The organism is Paraburkholderia sp. JPY465 (genome assembly GCF_050436725.1).
GTDB classification, from domain to species: Bacteria; Pseudomonadota; Gammaproteobacteria; order Burkholderiales; family Burkholderiaceae; genus Paraburkholderia; species Paraburkholderia youngii.
This window is the reverse complement of record NZ_JBNDMT010000003.1, coordinates 3456223-3476166: the sequence shown is the minus strand read 5'-3', so window position 1 is coordinate 3476166 and position 19944 is coordinate 3456223. Positions and strand designations below refer to the sequence as shown.

The following is a 19944-nucleotide window of genomic DNA, read 5'->3' as shown; positions in this document are numbered from 1 at the left end:
CCCCACCCTCTATTTCACGCCGCCACGGCGCGCGTATAGCGCTCGGCCGGCGCGCTGTGCGACAGATTCGGCTGCAGATGCAAGCGCGCGTTGTTCAGACGCTCCCAGTCGGCGGCATCGGGCAACGACGGGATCGTCACCAGCTCGCCCTGGTCGAGACCGGCCAGCGCCGCGTCGACCATGTCCTCGGCGCTCATTACGATCTCCGCAGGCAGGTTCTCGACCGCGAGACCTGCGCGATCCCAGAACGCGGTGCTCGTCGCGCCCGGCAGCACCGCCTGCAGCCGCACGCCCTTGCCGCCCACCTCGTGATGCAGCGACTGCGTGAGATTCAGCACGTACGCCTTGGTGCCGCTATAGGTGCCGTTCAGCAATTCCGGCGAAAGCGCGACGATCGACGAGATATTGATCACCGTGCCCGCGCCACGCGCGATGAAACCCGGCAACACGGCCGCCGTCAGGCGCGTGAGCGAGGTCACGTTCAGGTCGATCATCTTCTCGAGTTCATCGATGTCGGAGTCGAGCAGCGTCGCGGTCGCGCCGATGCCCGCGTTGTTGACCAGCATCGTGATGCCTCGCTCGGCGCGCAATTGATTCTCGATGCGGCGCACGTCGGCCTTGTCGGTCAGATCGGCGCTGACGGTGCTCACGCGCCGGCCGGTCTCCTTCGTCAGCCGCTCGGCGACGCTGCTGAGGCGCGCGCCGTCGCGCGCAATCAGCAGCAGATCGTAGCCGCGTCGTGCGAGCCGGTCCGCATAGACCGCACCGATCCCCGACGATGCGCCAGTGATCACCGCCGTGCCCTTGCCTTCGTTCGAATCGCGTTGTACGCCCTTCTCTGCCTGTGTTGCCATTGAAACTCTCCTTGCGGGCTGCGCACGATGCGACCGCCCTGACTGGTGAATGGGAACATCCGTGAACTCGCCCTCTCGCGGCCTTCGCGCTGATGCGGCGGTGTTGACGAGCTGAGTTTAGGCGCGTACCGTTTTGTCTCAAACGTCGTATTTCCCTCGTTTCAGGACATCGCAAAATGAAGCGCATCGGCGTAGTGGTGTTTCCGGGCTTCCAGATCCTCGACATGATCGCGGTATCGATTTTCGAACTCGCCAATCAGGACGCCGACGAGCCCCCGTACGACGTCACGGTGATCTCCGAGCACGGCGGCATGGTGCGCAGTTCGGCGGGGGTCGAGGTCGCGACCCGGCCGTTCGGCGATCCCGCCTACGACACGGTGATCGTCACCGGCGCGATGCAGATCGCGCCGTCGTCGCCGGGGCTGCTCGCGTTTCTGAACGACGCCCTCGCCGCCTCTCGCCGCACCGCGAGCATCTGCACGGGCGCGTTCGTGCTTGCCGAAGCGGGCATCCTGGACGGCCGCCACGCGACCACACACTGGGCGCATGCCCGCGATCTGCAGCGGCGCTTTCCGCGCGCGCGGGTCGACGAGGACCGCATCTTCATCGTCGACGGCTCGGTGTGGACGTCGGCCGGCATGACCGCGTGCATCGATCTGTGCCTCGCGCTGGTCGAGAACGACCTCGGCGCCTCGGTGTCGCGCGCGATCGCGAAAAAGCTCGTCGTCTATCACCGCCGCACCGGCGGGCAATCGCAGTACTCGGCGATGCTGGATCTCGAACCGAAGTCGGATCGGATCCAGAACGCGCTGTCGTATGCGAAGAGTCATTTGCGCGAGCCGCTGAGCGTCGAGCAGCTCGCCGAGGTCGCGCATCTGAGCCCGCGCCAGTTCAGCCGCGCGTTTCGCGACGAGACGCGCCAGTCGCCGGCTCGTGCAATCGAGGCGCTGCGCGTCGAAGCAGCCCGCACGATGCTCGAAACCGGCCGTCATTCGATCGAAACGGTCGCAGCCGACACTGGCTTCATCGACCCCGAGCGGATGCGGCGCGCGTTTTTGCGCGCGTTCGGCCAGCCGCCTCAAGCAATCCGGCGCGCCGCACGCGTGCCGTGAGCATTCGGGTAGAAAATAGGAAGCCCGCGATGCGAAACTGCGCGAAACAGCAGCGTGCCGCTCGACCCATGAATCGAAACCAGACCAAACGAAAGGAAACGCGATGAACTACAACGACAGCAACCCGTTCGCCAAAATCTTGCGCGGCGAACTACCGTGCATCAAGGTGGCCGAAAACGACCAGGCGCTGGCTTTCATGGACTTGATACCGCAGGCCGACGGTCATCTGCTCGTCGTGCCGAAGGAAGCGGTCGCGGAGATTTTCGATCTGTCGGATGAGGCGCTCGTCGCGTCGGCGCGCATGGCGCAAAAGCTCGCGATTGCGGTGCGCGCGGCACTGCGTCCTGACGGCGTGTTCATCGGCCAGTTCAACGGTGCGGCGGCGGGACAGACGGTGCCGCATGTGCATTTCCATGTGATTCCGCGCTGGGAAGGCCAGCCGCTGAAGCTGCATGCGCGCGAGGTCGCCGACGCCGACACGCTTGAAGCGCTCGCCAAACGGATTCGCGCGCACTGGCGCGCCCATTGAAGCGCGACGCGCGGGCCCGCACACATTGCCGCGCCAGGCGTGACGGTCACGTGCGGTAACAACTGTAAAAACCGTCGAAACCACCGACTGATGAGTCGCGACTAGACTGCTATTGCCTTGTGTTCAAGACATTGAGTGTGGATCTCTTTTTTCAGCCTGCCCTTGTGGCAGGCTTTTTTCTTTATGGTCCGCTCGCAATCTCAGAGCCGATCGCGAGAACGGCGCAGCGGATGCCGCCAGTCGATACGCCGGGGACGCGGTGACAACGGCCGCCCGTCGTGCAGGTCGCGATGCTCCTGCCACAGTTCGTCGGAAAAAAGAAACATCACGATCAGCAGCGGAACGACCAGAAAAATCCCGAGTATTACGTGCTCGTTCACGATAGCCTCCAGGTGCGGGAGATTTGTTTCAATTGTAGAGCAGCGCCTATACCCGCAAGCCGTTGCAGGCCCTTCACGAAAGCGCGCGAGAGACGGCTGGCACCATTTGTTTTCTGCACCTGCCGCGTTATTGCACTTAGCGGCTTTTGCCCGCCGAATGACTTTGTGTGCGACGCACAAACTCGTTGATTAAATTGTATTAGAGCGCTTAATTGGCGCTACGCGTTTACGCGAATGCGGGCGCAAAGCTTTACCAGCTAAAGCGCTGAGCGAGTTGGATTTTTAGTGATTCGTTTCATTGTCATTTGATCAGGCGTCTGCGCAAGCTCTAATCAGCCATGACAGCGGGTGCGACAATTAGCCACTGTTGCGACCGCACACAAGATGTGCTTGTCGTTCTTATAGCTTCTCCTAGAGTGCTAGCTGTGGGTCCACCGTTAAAGTTAAATACATAGCTAACCGAGTATTTTTTCGACCCGCCCCGGAGGAATAAATGAAAACTCGAATTGCCGTTGTTTTCGCCATCGCGGGTTTGGCTGCCGCTAGCGTTCAGGCGCAAGACGTCGTGATCAAGCCGCAGCAAACGATCCAGTTCAAGGCCAATGCGTATGGCTGCGTATCGAAGGACAAGCTCGATGCCGTCGATCACCATGCGCAAGCTGGTGAGCAACAGCAGATGCAGGAATTCTTCTCCGGATATCAATGCGTATCAACACCGACGGACTCGAGTTTCCGCGTGGTGCGCGTGGTCGGCCACGACGTCGAGTTCGTGAATGCGGCCAATAGCGACACCGAGGGGCTCTGGGCCAACGACCGATTTATCAAGCAATAAGTACAACACCGGTATTCCGGCAAAAGCCGGAATACGGTCGCACGCGTCTCCACTGCGGCTTTAAAGTCGCAGGCGTGAACGCGTGAGCTAAAAAAGGACGGCTTGGGCATTCAGATGCCAAGCCGTTTTTTTTATTGCTTTTCATGCAGGCCGGACTTCACGTGCATTAAAAAAAGCCGATGCGGGTTTTATCGACCCGCATCGGCAGTACGCCTTCTCGCAAAGCGCAGGAAACCGGCCTGGTGCAGCGGCGCGTCAGTGCACGCGCTTGCTGCGGCGGAACTGGTCGAACAGCACCGCGAGCAGCAGGATGCCACCGCGGATCAGGTACTGATAGAACGTCGGCACGTTGAGCAGGCTCATCGCGTCCTGTACCGAACCCATGATCAGCACGCCGACCAGCACGCCGGAGATCGTCGCGACACCGCCCGTCAGCGACACGCCGCCGAGCACGCAAGCCGAAATGACGCCGAGTTCGAGCCCGACCGACGTCTTCGGATCGCCGAGGCTCATGCGCGACGCGAGCATCACGCCCGCGAAGCCGGTCACGAGACCTTGCAGCACGAATACGGTGATCTTGATCCGCGTGACGGGCAGCCCCGCGAGCACGGCCGCTTCGCTATTGCCGCCGACGGCCAGCACGTTCTTGCCGAAGACGGTCTGTTTCAGCAGGAAGCCGAACAGCACGAAGCCGATGATGTTGCTCCAGATCGGATAAGAAATGCCGAGGAACGAACCGCCGCCGAGATCGAAAAAGCGCTCCTCGGAGATCATCACCGCGTCGCCGTTCGACGTGATGTAGGCGAGGCCGCGCACGACCTCCATCATCGCGAGCGTGACGATCAGCGAGTTGATCTTGTAGCGCGCGACCAGCGTGCCGTTGACGAGCCCGACCGCGCCGCCCGCAAGCACGCCGGCCGCGACTCCGATGAACACGCTATGCGTGGCGGTGATCAGCACGGAAGCCACCACGCCCGAAAACGCGACGATCGACGCCACCGACAAGTCCACCTCGCCGAGCGCGAGCACGAACATCATCGTGACGGAGATCGAGCCGATCAGCGTGACCGACAGCAGCAGGCCCTGGATATTGCGCGAGCTCAGAAAGCCGGGGACCGTGAACGACAGCACCGCGAACAGGATGATGAACACCATCACGATGCCGGATTTGTTGATCAGGTCCCAGGTGCGTGCGGCCCGCGCGGTCAACCCGGCGGAGGCGACGGCGGGGGTCGAGGAATCGGTGGAAGGTATGCTCATGATGTGTGTTCCATTCAATGCCGTTTCGTTGCGGTATTCGATAAGAGGTCTGGTGGCGAGAGCCGTTGGCGGATCAGCGGGGCAACGCCAGCTTGATCAGCGCATCCGGCGTGGCTTGCGCCTTCGGCAGATCGCCGACGATGCGGCCTTCCTTCATCACGATCACGCGATCGGTCACACCGATCACTTCGGCGAGATCGCTCGACACGACGATGACCGTGCGGCCCGCCTCGGCGAGTCCATACAACAGCCCGTAAATCTCGCTGCGCGCCCCGACGTCGATGCCGCGCGTCGGCTCGTCCATCAGGAACACGTCGATCTCTTCGGCGAGCCAGCGCGACAGGATCACCTTCTGCTGATTGCCGCCGGACAGCGTGCCGATCGGCGTGTCGCCGTTGCGGGTCTTGATCGCGAGCTTGCCGATGTAGTCGCGCGTGGTCTGCGCTTCCTTGCGGCCGTTGAGCACGTTGAAGCGGCTGAAGTGGCGGCGGCAGCTGATGTTCAGGTTGTCCGACACCGACGCGATCGACACGATGCCTTCCTGCTTGCGATCCTCCGGACACAGCGCGACACCGGCGCGCACCGCGTCGCGCGGCGTGGCGAACTGCACGCGCTTGCCCTTCAGCGCGACCCCGCCGGCGCTGGGCTTGACCGCGCCGTAGATCAGCTTCATCAGTTCGGAGCGGCCCGCACCGACCAGCCCAAAAAAGCCGACGATTTCGCCCTTGCGTGCCGAAAACGACGCCGGTTCGCGCAGGCCCGGCCCCATCAGGCCGTCGACCTGAAGCTGCACGTCGCCGTGCTCGCGCGCGCGATAGCCGTACACATCGGTGATCGAGCGGCCCACCATGCAGCTGATCAGCCGATCGCGATCGAGTCCCGCGCCGGCCTCGAAGGTGTCGATGCGGCGGCCGTCGCGAAACACGGTGACGCGATCGCACAGCTCGTAGACTTCCTCCATCCGGTGCGTGACGTAGATGATCGCGCGGCCTTCGGCCTTCAGCGCGCGGATGATGCGGAACAGTTGCGTGGTTTCGCGCGACGACAGCGAGCTGGTCGGTTCGTCGAACGCGATCACGCGCGCGTCGCGCATCAGCGCCTTGCCGATTTCGATCATCTGCCGCTGACCGATCGACAGATGCTTGACCTGCTGCGACGGATCGAGCTTTTCGCCGAGCCGTTCAAGCTCGCGCATCGCGCGGGCGACCAGGGCCTTTTCGTCCAGAACCCCGAAGCGATTCGGCAGCGCGCCGAGCATCAGGTTCTCGGCGACGGTCAGCTCCGGCACCAGATGCAATTCCTGGTAGATGATCGCGATGCCCGCGGCGATCGCCGCCTTGGTCGTCGCGAACTGCTGCTCGACGCCGTCGAGCGACAGCGTGCCCGACTCAGGATGATTGACGCCGGACAGCACCTTGAGCAGCGTCGACTTGCCGGCGCCGTTTTCGCCCATCAGGCCGTGCACCTCGCCGCGGCGCACTTCGAGCGACACCTGGTCGAGCGCGAGCACGCCCGGAAAACGCACGGTGATGCCGTCGAGCTGGAGATAGGGGGCGTCGGATGCGGGCGTCGTTGCAGGCGAGGGCGCAAGCGCCGCGTCGCCGGCATGAGACCCGGTGAATAAGGACGTCATCGGAAAAACCTCGAACGGATGGAACCAGAGCGGGCCACGCTCACGCTAAACGCAACGCGCGATGCGGCCCGCCGTCTGCTGCGAGAACTTCGCTTAAATACCCAGTTCCTTGCGCACGTCCTGCCAGTTGCTACGGACCATCAGCTTGCCGGTAGTCTGCGTATCGGCGGGCGGCTGCTTGCCGTCCTTGATCCATTCGACGAGGTTTTCAGTGCTCTCCTTGCCGTGGTTCGTCGAGCTGACCGCGATCGTGCCGTAGAAGCCCGTCGGTTCCTTCTTCTGGAATTCGGCGAACGCCTCGCCCGCGCCGTTGATGCCGACGCCGATCACGTCCGTGCCCGGAATGTGCAGCTGTTCGGTCGCGCGCACGCCGCCGAGCACGCTTTCTTCATTGAGCGCGAAGATCACCCACTTCTTGATGTTCGGATGCTGCGCGAGCACCGGCGACACCGCGTTGAAGCCGCCTTCGTCGTCGGTGGTTTTCTGCGGCGCGTCGAAGATGTTTTCCTTCTTGAAGCCGCCGGCGAGCAGCGACTGGGTCGCACCGTCGGTGCGCAGCTTCGCGGTCGGCAGTTCGTAGTCGGTGATGCGCAGCGCGCCGACTTCCTCTGGCTTCCAGCCGCGGCGCTTCATTTCCTCGGAGATCGCCGTGCCGACCTGATTGCCGATCTTGAACGCCGACATGCCGAGGTGCGGCACGTTCGCAAGCGGCTTGCCGGTCGAATCGACCAGTTGGTCGTCGACGGTCACGAACTTCATGTTGTAGCGCTTCGCGCGTGCCTGAATCGCCGGACCGAGACGCACGTCGGGCGCGCAGATCACGAAGCCCTTCGCGCCTTGCGCGCCGAGGTTGTCGATCGCGGCCAACACTTTTTCGCCGTCGGGCGTACCGATGTTGACGACCGAGAATCCGTCCTTCTGGCCGAGAGCGGTCGCGGCTTTCTGTTCGTTGATGAACCACGCCTGTTCCGGCATCTTCACGAGGAAGCCGACTTTGAGCGGCTCATCCGCATGCGCGGACAGTTGCGCGGCAAACGGGGCGGCGAGGGCGGCGGCGGCCATCGCGGTCAGAGTCAAACGGCGAAGCTTGCTGGTCATCTACTGTCTCCTGAGGTTGAAAAGCTGCATTGATGTCGTGGTAGTTGCAGCGGGGTAACGCGGGCGGCGTCAGCCGACGCGCGGATCTGGTTGGATCTGGGCTCGGCAGGCCGGGCGATTCGTAAAGCGGGGCGCACGGCCAGGGGCACGGCGAAAAACGTGGTGCGGCTCATCGGTGCTAGCCCGCCACGTAAGCCGTTTTCACGGCGGTCCAGAACGCGGCATCGCTCGCGCCATAGGCCGACGCCTTGCGTCCGCCGCCGGGTCCGTGATGCTCGACGGCCGTGGTCGGCAGGTTGATCGTGACGAGACCGCTCTGCACGTGGCGGCGAAAATGCCGCGCGCGTTCGAGCGAGCGCGTGCAGATGCCTGCGCACAATCCGTAGGTGGTGTCGTTCGCGAGATGCAGCGCGTGTTCATAATCGTCCGCGCGCAGCACGACCGCGAGCGGCCCGAAAATTTCTTCGCGCGCGATGCGATGCTCGGGTTCGCCGATAAACAGCGCCGGCTCGAAAAAATAGCCGCGCGTCGCGCGCTCCAGCTGCCGTCCGCCGCGCAGCAACTGCGCGCCTTCCTGCTCGCCGATGCGCACGTATTCGAGATTGCGTTCGAGCTGCGCGGCGTTCGCCACCGGGCCGATGTCGGTGCCGTGCTTCAGCGCGTGATCGACGCTGAGTTTCGCGAGCTTTGCCTGCAATGCGTCGACGAATTGCGCGAACACCGCGCGTTCGACGATCAGCCGCGCGGCCGCGGTGCTGCGCTGGCCCGTCGCGCTGAAGGCGCCGGTCAGCGCCGCATCGACCGCGCCGTCGAGATTGGCGTCGGCCAGCACGACGAACGGATTCTTGCCGCCCATCTCGAGTTGCACCCGCGCCTGGCGCGTCGCGGCAGCCTGCAGCACACGCGTGCCGGTATCGGACGAACCGGTAAAGCTGATCGCGGCGACGAGCGGATGCGCGACGATTCGCGCACCGACTTTGCGGCCGCTGCCCATCACGAGGTTGAACACACCGGCCGGCAAGCCCGCGCGACTGATGATCGACGCAAGCGCCGCCGCACAGGCCGGCACCGATTCGGCCGGCTTGTAGACGACGCAGTTGCCGTGCGCGAGCGCGGCACCGATCTTCGCCGCGGCGATCGCGAGCGGCGCGCTCCACGGCGTGATGACGCCGACCACGCCGAGCGGCTCGCGCGTCACGTCGATTTCGACGCCGGCACGCGCTGACGCGAGCGGTTCGGCGAACGCGCGCAGCGCTTCGGCCGCGAACAGCTTGAACAGTTGCCCCGCGCGCGTCGCCTCGGCGAGCGCCTCGGGCAGCACCCTGCCGACTTCACGCGCGAGCAGGCGCGCCAGTTCGTCGCGGCGCGCGAGCATTTCGCTGCCGATCGCGTCGAGCGCGTCGGCGCGGCGCTGCGCGGAGGCGAGCGACCAGTCGCGAAACGCCGCGTGCGCGGCCTCGATCGCGCTGTCGGTCTGCCGCACGTCGGCGCGCACGTATTCGCCGACGGGTTCGTCCAGATCCGACGGATTGAGCGACACGCCCGCGGTCGCACCCGTCTCCCATCCGCCATTGATGTAATGGCGAAACGGGCTGGCAACGAGCGGGACGAGCGGATCGCGGTTCATCGGCGGAAAAGGCGCACCGGAAGTTCACAAAAGTCCACGAATGGTATGAGCCGTCCCAATAACTTTCCAATCCCTTTTTTGGCCTCTCCGATATCAGTTTCGATATGGCATCATGGGAACTTCGGACGAAGAACGTACAAACATCGCTCATAAAAACCTGGAGACCCCTGCGATGACGCGTAGCTATTCGAACTGGTTCGTGCGTGCGCGGCTGAAGACGCGCCAGTTGCTGCTGCTTGCCGCGATGGAGGAGGAGGGCAACGTGCGCCGCGCGGCCGACGTGCTCGGCATGACACAGCCGGCCGCGTCGCGCTTGTTGAAAGAGCTCGAGGACATGCTCGGCGTGAGTCTGTTCGACCGCACGCCGCACGGTATGCACGCGACGCTGTATGGCGAGGTGATGATCCGCCACGCGCGCATGGTGCTGTCGAACCTGAGCCAGGCGCACGACGAAATCTCGGCGCTGCGCTCGGGGCTCGCCGGTCAGGTGCGCATCGGCGTGATCGCGGCGGCCGCCGCGACGATGGTGCCGCGCGCGATCGCGAGCGTGAAGGAGCGTTATCCGCAGCTGCAGATCTGGACCGAGGTCGAGACCTCCGACGTGATGCTGCCGCGGCTCGCCGAAGGCGAGCTCGACATCATGATCGGCCGCGTGCTCGAACGGCATAACCAGTTCAAGACCGACGTGCGCTACGAACCGCTCGCCGACGAACCGCTGTGCGTGGTCGCGCGTCCCGGCCATCCGCTCGAAAACGAAACGGGATTGACGCTGCGCGGTATCGTCAACGCGGCGTGGGTGCTGCATCCGCCGGGAAGCGTGCTGCGCCACCGCTTCGATCTGATGTTTTCGCAGATCGGCCTGAATCCGCCGCAGAACGTCGTCAATACGAACAACTTCCTCGCGATTTCTAGCCTGCTGCTGCAAAGCGACATGTTGGCGGTATTGCCCGACGAAGTGGCGCGTCAGTACCAACAGTACGGGGTGTTGAAACGCGTACCGATCGATTTACCGTGCAGGATGGACACATTCGGTATCATCACGCGCCAGTCGCATCTGTTGTCTCCGGCGGCCGCCGTCGTGCTCGAGGCGCTGCGGGAGGCGGCTCGCGACGTGTACGGCACCGCCATGGAAACGGTGGTGGCCCGCTAAATGCTTCCTTCTGTGTCATAGGCACCGGCTGACGGCGCGGGAGGAACAGACGATGTACAGCAAACACCAGAAACGGCAACGCGCCGTCGACGATTCATTTTCGCTGCGCTCCGGCGGAGCGAGCGCCTGGTTTAGCAACGGTATGGCTCTCAAATCGACGATATACAAGGCTGAATTGCAGATCGCGGACATGGACCGGCACTATTACGCCGACCATTCGCTGACGATCGCCCGTCACCCCTCGGAAACCGACGAACGGATGATGGTCCGCGTCGCCGCGTTCGCGCTGTTCGCGCAGGAGCGGCTGGAGTTTTGCAAAGGTTTGTCGGATGTCGACGAGCCGGATCTGTGGGCGAAGGACCTGACCGGCGCGATCGACACCTGGATCGAGGTCGGTCAGCCCGATGAGCGCCGCATCGCGAAGGCGAGCGGCCGCGCCAATCGCGTGGTCGTGATCGCGTATGGCGGGCGAACCTCGGAAATCTGGTGGCAAGGCGTGCGCAACAAGGTCGAACGGCTCCGCAACGTGACGGTCTGGACGCTCGGCGAGGAAGTCGCGGCATCGCTCGGCTCGCTCGCCGAACGCACGATGCGGCTGCAGTGCACGGTGCAGGACGGCGAAGCCTGGCTCGGCAGTGCCGAAGCCGACGCGGTGAAGATCGACTGGACCGTACTGAAAGCGCCCGCCGACGCGTGATGGAACCGGTCTGAACCGGTTTTGAGCAGTTTCGTTTTCGCTTTCAGAGCGACGTGACTCGCGCCGCCTCGGGCGGCCCCTTCAGTTCGACCATGTTGCCCTCCGGGTCGAACAGATACAGCGACGGTCCGAACCCGTCCGCGCCATAACGCACCCCTTGTTCGCCGAGCCGCGCGCCATGCGCGCTCAGATGCGCCTTCAGCGCGTCGGCGTCGAACGACTCGACGCGCAGACACAGGTGATCCATGTTGCGCCCGGTGCCCGCCTCACCGTTTTCCGCCCGATCTAGCTTCGCGCCGACCTGCAGCAGATCGATCAGCGATCGGCCCGCGCGCAGTTGCGTGAGGCCGAGTTCGCGCTGCTCCTTTTCAAGGCTGCAACCGAGTACGTCGCAGTAAAAGCGCGCGAGGGTGTCGACGTGCGTCGCCCGGATCACGACGTGGTCGATCTCGCGAATGTGGATTTTCATGTGGAACGCCCTTTCGCTAGTTCGGAGAACCGATTAGGAAGTGTAGGAGAAAGGGCGGGGGCGGATCGGCGGGCAAAAAAAAGCCCGCTCAAATGGAGCGGGCTGAATCCATATCAGGAGGAGACATGGAGGAGACAGGTACTAATATACACACCGGCTTGGTGCGACGCAATAACTTTTTAAGGGAAAACCCGACATCGTGCGAAATTGTCGCACTTTGAGGCAAAACGCCCGGCCGCGGGGCGTTCCACAGTGCTTCGGACCGCGATTTGCCGGGTTTGACCCCACTACCCCTAAGGGCAAGCGCGTCCGAATGACAGAGCAAGAACCGGCGCGTACTGTGTAGCGAACGGGCCTAGATTGATGAGCATCGACACTGACTGCCCATCCGGGCCCCAGGACATCATGAACGCCACCACTCGCAATTCCACCCCGATGCGCACCGCCGCCGACGTCGACGCGGCCCAGTGGCGCACCGACGACGAGCGCTGGGACGCCGTCACCCACCGCGACCAGGATGCCGACGGCGCGTTCTTCTACGCGGTCCGAACGACCGGCGTGTTCTGCCGGCCGTCGTGCGCATCGCGCCAGCCGCGTCGCGAAAACGTCGCCTTCTTCACCGATGCCGCCGCCGCGCGCGCCGCGGGCTTTCGCGATTGCAAGCGCTGCCAGCCCGGCGGCCTGCCACGCGAGCTCGACATCGTCGCGAGGGCATGCGCCGCGCTCGACGCCGATCCGCAGCAGCGTCTCACGCTCTCGCAACTGAGCGACGCCGTGCACGTGAGCCCGTTCCATTTGCAGCGCCTGTTCAAGCGCGTGGTCGGCGTGTCGCCGCGTCAGTACCAGGCGGCGCAGCGCGGTGCCGCGCTTCGCGATGCGCTGCAGGGCGGCGCCGATGTCACGCGCGCGACACTCGACGCCGGTTTCGGCTCGCCGTCGCGCATGTACGACAGCGCGCCGGCCGAGCTCGGCATGGCGCCGTCCGCTTACCGCCGCAAGGGCGCCGGGCTCACGGTGCGCTACGCGAGCGCGCCGACCTCGCTCGGCTTCGTGCTCGTCGCGGCGACCGATAAGGGCATCTGCAAGATCGGTTTCGGCGACGACACCACGCTGCTGATCGACGAATTGCGCGGCGAGTTCTCGAACGCCGAGCTGCGCGAAGACGCCGGGCGGCTCGCGCCGTTCATCGCGCAGATCGATGCTTATCTGCGCGGCACGCGCCAGGACTTCGACTTGCCGCTCGATATCGCGTCGACCGCGTTCAAGCAGCGCGTCTGGGATGCTTTGCGACGCATCCCGTACGGCGAAACGCGCAGCTACTCGCAGATCGCCGAGGCGGTCGGCTCGCCGCGCGCGGTGCGCGCCGTCGCGAGCGCATGCGCGACCAATCCGGTCGCGCTCGCGATTCCTTGCCATCGCGTCGTGCAGAAGGGCGGGGCGCTCGCCGGCTATCGCTGGGGGCTGCCGCGCAAGGCCGCGTTGCTCGACAATGAGGCGCAGCACGCAGGCGGCGCTCCAGCCGACGACGCGCCGCGCGGCCACGCAAGCCGCACCGATGCCGATTCCCGCCACTCCAAACTGGATCACGCCGCTTGAGCACGCTTAACGACGTCGCAACTCTCGAATTACCGTTCAACGCACCGTTCGACTGGCCGCGGCTGCTGCGTTTTTTCAGCGGCCGCGCGACGCCCGGCGTAGAAGCCGTCGAGGATGGCGCGTATCGTCGCGCGATCGACTGGGACGGCGACAGCGGCACACTCAGCGTGCGCTTGCATCCGCGCAAGCGCTGCATCGTCGCGAGCATCGAAGGGCCGGCGAGCCGGCATGCCGACGCACTCGCCGCGCCGATCGCGAAGATGTTCGATCTGCGCGCCGATCCGAAGAAGATCGCCGCCGGACTCGCCGCGGACCCGTGGCTCGCGCCGCTCGTCGCGGCGGTGCCTGGCCTGCGGGTGCCGGGCGCGTGGTCCGGCTTCGAACTGGTGGTGCGTGCGATCGTCGGTCAGCAGGTCAGCGTGAAGGCCGCGACGACCATCATCGGACGGCTCGTGCAGCGCGCGGGCCAACGCATCGACGGCCATCCGCATGAGAACACCGCGTGGCGTTTTCCGACGCCGGCCGCGCTAGCCGAAGTCGATCTCGCGCAAATCGGCATGCCCGGCAAACGCGTCGCCGCGTTGCAGGGTTTCGCGCGCGCGGTCGCGAGCGGCGACGTGCCGCTCGACAGCAGCGACACCGTCGACGCCGCGAGCCTGCGCGCCGCGTTGCTCGCGCTCGCGGGCATCGGCCCATGGACCGTCGAATACGTCGCGATGCGCGCATGGCGCGATCCCGATGCATGGCCCGCGTCGGATCTCGTGCTGATGCAATCGATCTGTGCGCGCGATCCTTCGCTGATACGGCCCGCACAGCAGCGCACCCGCAGCGACGCATGGCGGCCGTATCGCGCGTACGCCGCGATGCATCTGTGGAACGAGGTAGCGGATCGGGCGGGCGCGGCGCGCGGCGGCGTGAGTTGAGCTGAGCGTCGTCACGACGTGCTGATGGCGACGGCGTAGTTCAGCATGACCCCGACATGCGCGGTCAAACCCCGCCGAAGCGGCCGCAAGCAGCCGTTCTGGCGAGATGTTAAAGTGCCCGCTACTGAAAATTCCGCCGAACGTTGTCAGCCGCTGTATCGTCTGTGAATCGTCTGGCGATACACGGCGACCGGCAACGCCCGATTTGCATCAATGCCAAACACCACACCATCCGGCACGACCGACGCGCTTTCGCACCGCCTGTCCGTGCTCGACTCGAGCCCGCAGCGCGATGTGCTGATACGCGGCCTGCGCGGCATCGAAAGGGAAAGCCTGCGCGTCACGCGCGACGGCCAGCTCGCGATGACGCCGCACCCGCGCGCGCTCGGTTCCGCGCTCACGCATCCGTCGCTGACGACCGACTACTCCGAGGCGCTGCTCGAGCTGATCACGCCGGCCGAGCAGGACGCCGCTGAAACGCTCGCGCAGCTCGACGTGCTGCATCGTTTCGTCTATGCGGAGCTCGGCGACGAGATCCTGTGGAACAACTCGATGCCGGGGCTGTTGCCCGCCACCGACGACGGCATTCCGATCGCGCACTACGGCACGTCGAACATCGGCAAGCTGAAGTACGTATACCGGGTCGGCCTCGCGCTGCGCTATGGCCGCACGATGCAGTGCATCGCGGGCATCCACTACAACTATTCGCTGAACGAAGAAGTGTGGCGCCTGTTGCACGCCGATCAGCAATCCACCGCGAACGCGGTCGACTTTCAGTCCGACCGCTACCTCGCGCTGATCCGCAATTTCCGCCGCACGAACTGGCTGCTGATGTATCTGTTCGGCGCGTCGCCGGCGCTCGATCGTCGATTCCTCCGCGATCGCAAACACACGCTCGACACGTTCGACGCCGACACGCTGTATCGCCCGTACGCGACGAGCCTGCGCATGAGCGATCTCGGCTATTCGAACACGACCGCGCAAGCCGCGCTGCACGCCGACTACGACACGCTGCCCGGCTATCTCGACGCGCTCGCGAAAGCCGTGAGCCAGCCATATCCCGCCTACGAGCAGATCGGTACGCAACGCGACGGCGAGTGGGTGCAGATCAACACCAACGTGCTGCAGATCGAAAACGAGTTCTATTCGACGATCCGTCCGAAGCGCGTCACGTATCCGGGTGAGCGGCCGCTGCATGCGCTCGCCGTGCGCGGCGTGCAATACGTCGAAGTGCGTTGCATGGACATCGATCCGTTCGAGCCGACCGGGATTTCGCTCGAAACATCGCGCTTTCTCGATGCCTACCTGCTCGTATGCGCGCTCGACGACAGCGCGCCGCTGCCTCCGCCCGCGTACACCGAAGCGAATCAGAACTTCGGCCGCGTGACGATGGAAGGCCGCAAGCCGGGCCTCGAACTGGTTCGCGACGGCAAGCCGGTCGCGATGACCGACTGGGCCGACGAATTGCTCGCGAAGATCGACGCGGCGGCGGCCGTGCTCGATAGGTTGAAGGGCGGCGTCGAACACGCACGCGCGGTCGCCGCGCAACGCGCGAAGCTCGCGGACGTATCGCTGACGCCATCGGCGCGCGTGCTGCAAACGATGCGTGACCAGCAACAAAGCTTTCTCGCGTTCGGACTCGCGCAAAGCGAAGCGCACGCCGCGTACTTCCGCGCGCGTCCGCTCGATGCCGCGCAGTCCAAGGCGTTTGCGGAGCTCGCGGTGCGATCGCTCGACGAACAGGCGAAGCTCGAACGCGAAGAAGTTGGTTCGTTCGACGCGTTCGTCGCTGCGTATCGTGCCTATACGCTCAATCGCTTCAGTGTCTGAGCGCTCGGACCGCAACAACTCGAGATGTGATCAAGCGGCCCCCGTGGCCGCTTTTTCTTTGTCGTTCGAAACCCGCAAGTAAGCTCTACGGATTGCGCTCTTCGAGCGCGCGCAATCGGCAAATTCTCCACGCGTCGTCGCGATTCTCTGATCTGGGTGAAACACCGCTTCGATGGGGTGGTCCAAAATAATATGACAGGCTCCACAGGGGGGAGGTATCGACGTGAAGAACAAAGCTCTGTTGGCCGCACTGTGTCTCGCAGCGACTGCGGGATGCTCAACGCAGGGTCAGGTCAATCCGGACGTCATGCAGATCGCGACCAAGCCATTGACGTGTTCGACCAAGGCCGAATGCGACCTCTGGTGGCAACGGGCGCAATCGTGGGTCGCGAGTCATTCGAAGTACAAGATCGAGACCGCTAACGACTCGCTGATCCAGACCACCGGTCCCGACGGTGGCAAGCGCGCTCTCGCGTTTCAGATCACGCGTGCCTCGGAACCCGATGGCACCGTTACGATCGGCTTCTCCGCGCACTGCGACAGCTCGCTCGGCTGCAAGCCGAATCCCTGGGAAGCCGGTGCGGATTTCAAGCAGTATGTGAGAGGCACCACTGGCACAGCCGCCAGCGCGCCGCAAGGCAGTGCGACGCCATCGCAGAACGCGCCCGATACGACGCATCCGGAGACGATTCCCGGAAAGAGCAGCAGGCTGCCGAATGGCGAGGCGATGTCGCAATAGCTGAAGCTGGCGGCAGCGGCGATGCATTCGCCGCTGCGGCGCGCTTGCTTCAGTGTCCTAGCGCGGGTCCGCTGCCCTTGCGTGGCTTGGTGATCCACACGAGCAACGCCAGCACGATAAACGCCGCGCACGAGATGCGGAAAAAGTCGTTGGTGGCCATCATGTACGCCTGGCTCGTCACTACCTGGTTCAACTGCGCGGTGAGACTGTCGCCGGACAGCCCGGCGCCCGCGAGCGCATTGGTATAGGCGTTGGTGTTGGCCGAATACGTGTTGACCGTATCGGCGAGCATCGCGTGGTGATAGATCGTGTCGTTTTCCCAGAACGTCGTGCTGATCGCAGTGCCGATCGCGCCCGACAACGTGCGGAAAAAGTTCGACAGACCCGACGCGCTCGCCAGGCGCTCGTCGGGCACGCTCGACAGCGTGATCGTCGTCATCGGCACGAAGAAGCATGCGACGCCGATACCCTGCACGAGCCGCGGCAGGATCACGTGGCCGAACGGCACGTCGAGTGTGAACGTCGAGTTCCAGAACGACACGATCGCGAACACGATGAACGCGAAGCTCGCGACCATGCGCAGATTCAGCCGATGCATGTTCTTGCCGATCATCGGCGATAGAAACAACGCGAGCAGTCCGACCGGAGCCGTGGCGAGACCCGCGAGGCCCGCCGTGTAGCCCATCACCGTTTGCAGCCATAGCGGAAAGATCACCACCGAGCCGAAAAACGCCATGAAGCCGAACGAAATGATCACGACGCCAAGCGCGAAATTGCGATCCTTGAACAGCGACAGGTCGACGATCGGTTCATCCTCGGTCAACTCCCACACGAGCAGGAACGCGATCGACACGAGCGCGATCACGGCGAGCGCGACGATGAACGTCGAGTTGAACCAGTCGCGGTCCTTGCCGAGGTCGAGCATCATCTGCAGGCAAGACACGCCGGTCACGAGCAGCACGAGGCCCACCACGTCGATGCGCTGGCGCGTCGTCTGGGTCTCGCGGCCACGCAGCAGCAGATATGCGCAGAACGCCGAGAACAGGCCGATCGGAACGTTGATATAGAAGATCCACGGCCACGTGAAGTTATCGGTGATGTAGCCGCCCATCACCGGGCCGAAGATCGGCGCGCAGATCACGGTCATCGCCCATAAGCCGAGCGCGAGGCCGCGTTTCGCGGGCGGGTAGGAGCGCATCAGGATCGTCTGCGACAGCGGCACCATCGGCCCGGACACGAGCCCTTGCACGAGCCGGAAGGCTATCAGCGATTCGAAGTTATGCGCAAAACCGCAGGCCGCCGACGCGATCGTGAACAGCAGCACCGACAGCGTGAAGAGCCGTACCTCGCCGACGCGTCGCGCGAGCCAGCCGGTCAGCGGCACGGCGATCGCCGAGGCGACCGAATACGACGAGATCACCCAGGTACCCTGACTGGCCGCGACACCGAGACTGCCAGAAATGGTCGGCACCGCGACGTTCGCAATCGACGTGTCGAGCACCTCCATGAAGGTGCCGAGCGCAAGGCCGACGGTCAGCAGCGCGAGCGTGCCGCCTTTGAGTGGGGCCGCTTCGGCTGCGGGCAGCGCGGCGTTGGAAGCCGTGGCATCCATAGGTTGGGTTCTCCTCAGGCGGCAAATGCTTGTCGCGGCAGCTTTATCGGGTGTCCTGGACATGATGCTTACATGCCGCATCACCCTCTGCCCAGACAGATATCTGGTGACAATGGCGCCTTGAAAAGGTGCCTTGTGATTGTCTTGCTAGTACTTCGTGATGAAGCGCCACCGCCATCCGACGACGACCGCGCCTCGACGCATGCTTCGGCTCATCGCCGCGGCTCGTCCGACGGTGGGGCCGGACCGCAACCCACGTCGGCTTCCCCCTCGGGACCGTTTGCGATGAAACGGGCGAGCAGGTGAATCAGCGTCGCGTGTTCTTCGGCGGTAAAGCCGCGCAGCTGGTCGTTCAGCACGGTCGCGCCCAGGTTCGGCAACTGCCGTGCGGCCTCATGGCCCTGCGGTGTCAGCTCCAGTTTCACCATGCGTCGGTCGTCGTTGCTGCGCGTGCGCACGACGAAGCCTTTCTTTTCCAGACGATCGAGCAGTCGCGTCATCGAGCCGCTGTCGTACGACATCGCGCGCGACAGCTCGAAAGGCGTGCTCGCGCGTCGCGACGACAGCATCAGAATCACGCCGATCTGCTGCGCGGTGAGTCCGAGGGGCTTGACCGCACGGTCCGTGCGCTCGACCAGCACATTGCGCGCTTTCGTCAGGTAGTAGCCAAGACTGCTCGTGAGCTCGACTTCATCCGCTTTGTAGGGGCCATCAACCATGGGGTATCCGAAACGTCCACGCAAGACGAAGTTTAGCTGCCTAAGCAGACAAGTCAAATCACATTTTGCGGTGCGCAACCGGGCCAACCTAAAAACAACAGTCGAATCTTTTGCACCGCACAGTATCTTGAAATTTGCTTGCCCAGTCAATATTATGACAAGCAATGAGTTTCGCGCGTCCTGCGCCATTCGAGACCATGTTCTGACCGATCGACCGCACGCCGCCCGCCTCGCGACGCGCGCCAAAGGATTCCCCCGATGCAGTACCTCAAACACACGCTTGGCGGCCTCAGCCGCTCACTGACCGATTCCGCACTCCATAGCTTCCAAGGCCGGCACCGCTGGTGGAAGCTCGCGCTGTTCGCGGGATTGTTCGTGCTGCCGGGCGGGTCGGCGGGCGTCGCGCTGCTCGCCTGGGCCGAGCATCGACGGGAGTCGAAGCGGGCGAAGAAAGGCAAGGCCGCGCTCGGCCAGTCCAGCGAAATCGTGTCGCCGAAGAAAAGCCTGCCGATTGAGACGGAAGACGTCGTCGCCGCGACGGCCAACAGCGGCAACGTTTGCCTCGCATCCGGCGGTGCGTCGTGCCGCGCCTCGGCTGGCAAGCTCGCGAGTCAACGTCAGCGTCAACGCCAGCAGGCCCAGTCCACGGAAACGAGGCTCTGAAGGCGCACCGGTTCGCCGCGCGCTTTTCTCGCTATTTCAAACACACAAACCCGCCGCCCCTCGCTGCGCCAGTAACAACGCGTAACCATCGCGTTGCTGCAAGTAACACACCTGCGCACCGCCTCGCATTAACCTTCCAGCTTTCAGTTTCCCGCGCTCGCGCGGGCCCATACGCTAACATTCCGGCAGACCACGATCTCGCCCGGCCGGTGGCGCCGTTC

The 19944-nt window shown here is 64.2% G+C and carries 19 protein-coding genes; 10 read left to right on the top strand and 9 right to left on the bottom strand.

The features are described from left to right. Positions 1-14: 14 nt before the first annotated feature. Entirely contained in the window at positions 15-854 is an 840-nt protein-coding gene (locus QFZ94_RS30675; protein ID WP_429461509.1) for an SDR family NAD(P)-dependent oxidoreductase, read from the bottom strand. A gap of 176 nt (positions 855-1030) precedes the next feature. Here QFZ94_RS30675 and QFZ94_RS30670 point away from each other — a divergent pair, with 176 nt between their 5' ends. Together QFZ94_RS30670 and QFZ94_RS30665 are read left to right on the top strand one after the other, a co-directional pair. Further along, positions 1031-1966, top strand: coding sequence for a GlxA family transcriptional regulator (locus QFZ94_RS30670; RefSeq protein WP_429461507.1), 936 nt, complete (start codon positions 1031-1033; stop codon positions 1964-1966). Positions 1967-2069: 103 nt separating this feature from the next. Further along, positions 2070-2495, top strand: a complete 426-nt coding sequence (locus QFZ94_RS30665; protein WP_429461505.1) for an HIT family protein — start codon at positions 2070-2072, stop codon at positions 2493-2495. A 200-nt stretch (positions 2496-2695) separates the two neighbouring features. Here the strand turns inward: QFZ94_RS30665 and QFZ94_RS30660 are convergent, their stop codons facing one another. After that, positions 2696-2875 carry a hypothetical protein gene (locus tag QFZ94_RS30660; RefSeq protein ID WP_176109876.1) on the bottom strand — a complete coding sequence of 60 codons (180 nt, stop codon included), beginning with the start codon at positions 2873-2875 and terminating at the stop codon, positions 2696-2698. 493 nt (positions 2876-3368) lie between these two features. Here QFZ94_RS30660 and sap1 point away from each other — a divergent pair, with 493 nt between their 5' ends. Next, entirely contained in the window at positions 3369-3707 is a 339-nt protein-coding gene (sap1, locus tag QFZ94_RS30655) for a surface attachment protein Sap1 (protein ID WP_013091020.1), read from the top strand. A gap of 255 nt (positions 3708-3962) precedes the next feature. Here the strand turns inward: sap1 and araH are convergent, their stop codons facing one another. The 4 genes from araH to QFZ94_RS30635 form a co-directional block, all read right to left on the bottom strand. Then, a complete protein-coding gene (gene araH / locus QFZ94_RS30650; RefSeq protein WP_429461503.1) occupies positions 3963-4967 on the bottom strand; it encodes an L-arabinose ABC transporter permease AraH in 1005 nt (334 codons plus the stop codon). Between the two features lie 73 nt (positions 4968-5040). After that, the gene (araG, locus tag QFZ94_RS30645; protein WP_368584827.1) at positions 5041-6600 is read right to left on the bottom strand and encodes an L-arabinose ABC transporter ATP-binding protein AraG; all 1560 of its coding nucleotides are present in this window, start codon (positions 6598-6600) and stop codon (positions 5041-5043) included. 93 nt (positions 6601-6693) lie between these two features. Continuing rightward, positions 6694-7698 carry an arabinose ABC transporter substrate-binding protein gene (locus tag QFZ94_RS30640; RefSeq protein WP_368584828.1) on the bottom strand — a complete coding sequence of 335 codons (1005 nt, stop codon included), beginning with the start codon at positions 7696-7698 and terminating at the stop codon, positions 6694-6696. A gap of 178 nt (positions 7699-7876) precedes the next feature. Beyond that, positions 7877-9325, bottom strand: a complete 1449-nt coding sequence (locus tag QFZ94_RS30635; RefSeq protein WP_429461500.1) for an aldehyde dehydrogenase family protein — start codon at positions 9323-9325, stop codon at positions 7877-7879. A 172-nt stretch (positions 9326-9497) separates the two neighbouring features. Between QFZ94_RS30635 and QFZ94_RS30630 the strand changes: the two genes are divergently transcribed. Further along, positions 9498-10475, top strand: a complete 978-nt coding sequence (locus tag QFZ94_RS30630; RefSeq protein ID WP_429461498.1) for a LysR family transcriptional regulator — start codon at positions 9498-9500, stop codon at positions 10473-10475. Positions 10476-10617: 142 nt separating this feature from the next. After that, complete coding sequence (locus tag QFZ94_RS30625) at positions 10618-11172, top strand: YaeQ family protein (RefSeq protein ID WP_429461961.1); 555 nt, start codon at positions 10618-10620, stop codon at positions 11170-11172. Positions 11173-11215: 43 nt separating this feature from the next. Here the strand turns inward: QFZ94_RS30625 and QFZ94_RS30620 are convergent, their stop codons facing one another. Further along, the gene (locus tag QFZ94_RS30620) at positions 11216-11641 is read right to left on the bottom strand and encodes a VOC family protein (protein ID WP_368584832.1); all 426 of its coding nucleotides are present in this window, start codon (positions 11639-11641) and stop codon (positions 11216-11218) included. 435 nt (positions 11642-12076) lie between these two features. On the opposite strand from QFZ94_RS30620, the gene ada reads away from it, so the two are divergent. The 4 genes from ada to QFZ94_RS30600 all read left to right on the top strand — a co-directional run bounded on the left by ada (position 12077) and on the right by QFZ94_RS30600 (position 16729). Continuing rightward, the gene (gene ada / locus QFZ94_RS30615) at positions 12077-13237 is read left to right on the top strand and encodes a bifunctional DNA-binding transcriptional regulator/O6-methylguanine-DNA methyltransferase Ada (RefSeq protein WP_429461959.1); all 1161 of its coding nucleotides are present in this window, start codon (positions 12077-12079) and stop codon (positions 13235-13237) included. Beyond that, positions 13234-14160: a DNA-3-methyladenine glycosylase family protein gene (locus QFZ94_RS30610; RefSeq protein ID WP_429461496.1), complete on the top strand. Its 927-nt coding sequence runs from the start codon at positions 13234-13236 to the stop codon at positions 14158-14160. Before ada ends, QFZ94_RS30610 begins: the two co-directional genes overlap by 4 nt. 213 nt (positions 14161-14373) lie before the next feature. Continuing rightward, the gene (gene gshA / locus QFZ94_RS30605; RefSeq protein WP_429461494.1) at positions 14374-15990 is read left to right on the top strand and encodes a glutamate--cysteine ligase; all 1617 of its coding nucleotides are present in this window, start codon (positions 14374-14376) and stop codon (positions 15988-15990) included. A gap of 223 nt (positions 15991-16213) precedes the next feature. Next, complete coding sequence (locus QFZ94_RS30600; RefSeq protein WP_368584835.1) at positions 16214-16729, top strand: hypothetical protein; 516 nt, start codon at positions 16214-16216, stop codon at positions 16727-16729. 49 nt (positions 16730-16778) lie between these two features. Here QFZ94_RS30600 and QFZ94_RS30595 read toward each other — a convergent pair whose 3' ends face one another. Together QFZ94_RS30595 and QFZ94_RS30590 are read right to left on the bottom strand one after the other, a co-directional pair. Further along, a complete protein-coding gene (locus tag QFZ94_RS30595; RefSeq protein ID WP_429461491.1) occupies positions 16779-18341 on the bottom strand; it encodes a DHA2 family efflux MFS transporter permease subunit in 1563 nt (520 codons plus the stop codon). 212 nt (positions 18342-18553) lie between these two features. Then, on the bottom strand, positions 18554-19060 hold the full coding sequence (locus QFZ94_RS30590) for a MarR family winged helix-turn-helix transcriptional regulator (RefSeq protein ID WP_429461490.1): 507 nt from the start codon (positions 19058-19060) through the stop codon (positions 18554-18556). A 258-nt stretch (positions 19061-19318) separates the two neighbouring features. On the opposite strand from QFZ94_RS30590, the gene QFZ94_RS30585 reads away from it, so the two are divergent. After that, complete coding sequence (locus tag QFZ94_RS30585) at positions 19319-19723, top strand: hypothetical protein (protein ID WP_429461488.1); 405 nt, start codon at positions 19319-19321, stop codon at positions 19721-19723. Positions 19724-19944: the final 221 nt, after the last annotated feature.

Excerpts from the sequence above, each read along its gene's own strand:
- QFZ94_RS30640 (WP_368584828.1), bottom strand. The coding sequence starts at position 7,698 with ATGACCAGCAAGCTTCGCCGTTTGACTCTGACCGCGATGGCCGCCGCC.
- QFZ94_RS30590 (WP_429461490.1), bottom strand. The coding sequence starts at position 19,060 with ATGGTTGATGGCCCCTACAAAGCGGATGAAGTCGAGCTCACGAGCAGT.
- QFZ94_RS30620 (WP_368584832.1), bottom strand. The coding sequence starts at position 11,641 with ATGAAAATCCACATTCGCGAGATCGACCACGTCGTGATCCGGGCGACG.
- sap1 (WP_013091020.1), top strand. The coding sequence starts at position 3,369 with ATGAAAACTCGAATTGCCGTTGTTTTCGCCATCGCGGGTTTGGCTGCC.
- QFZ94_RS30635 (WP_429461500.1), bottom strand. The coding sequence starts at position 9,325 with ATGAACCGCGATCCGCTCGTCCCGCTCGTTGCCAGCCCGTTTCGCCAT.
- QFZ94_RS30670 (WP_429461507.1), top strand. The coding sequence starts at position 1,031 with ATGAAGCGCATCGGCGTAGTGGTGTTTCCGGGCTTCCAGATCCTCGAC.
- QFZ94_RS30585 (WP_429461488.1), top strand. The coding sequence starts at position 19,319 with ATGCAGTACCTCAAACACACGCTTGGCGGCCTCAGCCGCTCACTGACC.
- QFZ94_RS30675 (WP_429461509.1), bottom strand. The coding sequence starts at position 854 with ATGGCAACACAGGCAGAGAAGGGCGTACAACGCGATTCGAACGAAGGC.
- gshA (WP_429461494.1), top strand. The coding sequence starts at position 14,374 with ATGCCAAACACCACACCATCCGGCACGACCGACGCGCTTTCGCACCGC.
- QFZ94_RS30595 (WP_429461491.1), bottom strand. The coding sequence starts at position 18,341 with ATGGATGCCACGGCTTCCAACGCCGCGCTGCCCGCAGCCGAAGCGGCC.
- ada (WP_429461959.1), top strand. The coding sequence starts at position 12,077 with ATGCGCACCGCCGCCGACGTCGACGCGGCCCAGTGGCGCACCGACGAC.
- QFZ94_RS30625 (WP_429461961.1), top strand. The coding sequence starts at position 10,618 with ATGGCTCTCAAATCGACGATATACAAGGCTGAATTGCAGATCGCGGAC.
- araH (WP_429461503.1), bottom strand. The coding sequence starts at position 4,967 with ATGAGCATACCTTCCACCGATTCCTCGACCCCCGCCGTCGCCTCCGCC.
- QFZ94_RS30630 (WP_429461498.1), top strand. The coding sequence starts at position 9,498 with ATGACGCGTAGCTATTCGAACTGGTTCGTGCGTGCGCGGCTGAAGACG.
- QFZ94_RS30665 (WP_429461505.1), top strand. The coding sequence starts at position 2,070 with ATGAACTACAACGACAGCAACCCGTTCGCCAAAATCTTGCGCGGCGAA.
- araG (WP_368584827.1), bottom strand. The coding sequence starts at position 6,600 with ATGACGTCCTTATTCACCGGGTCTCATGCCGGCGACGCGGCGCTTGCG.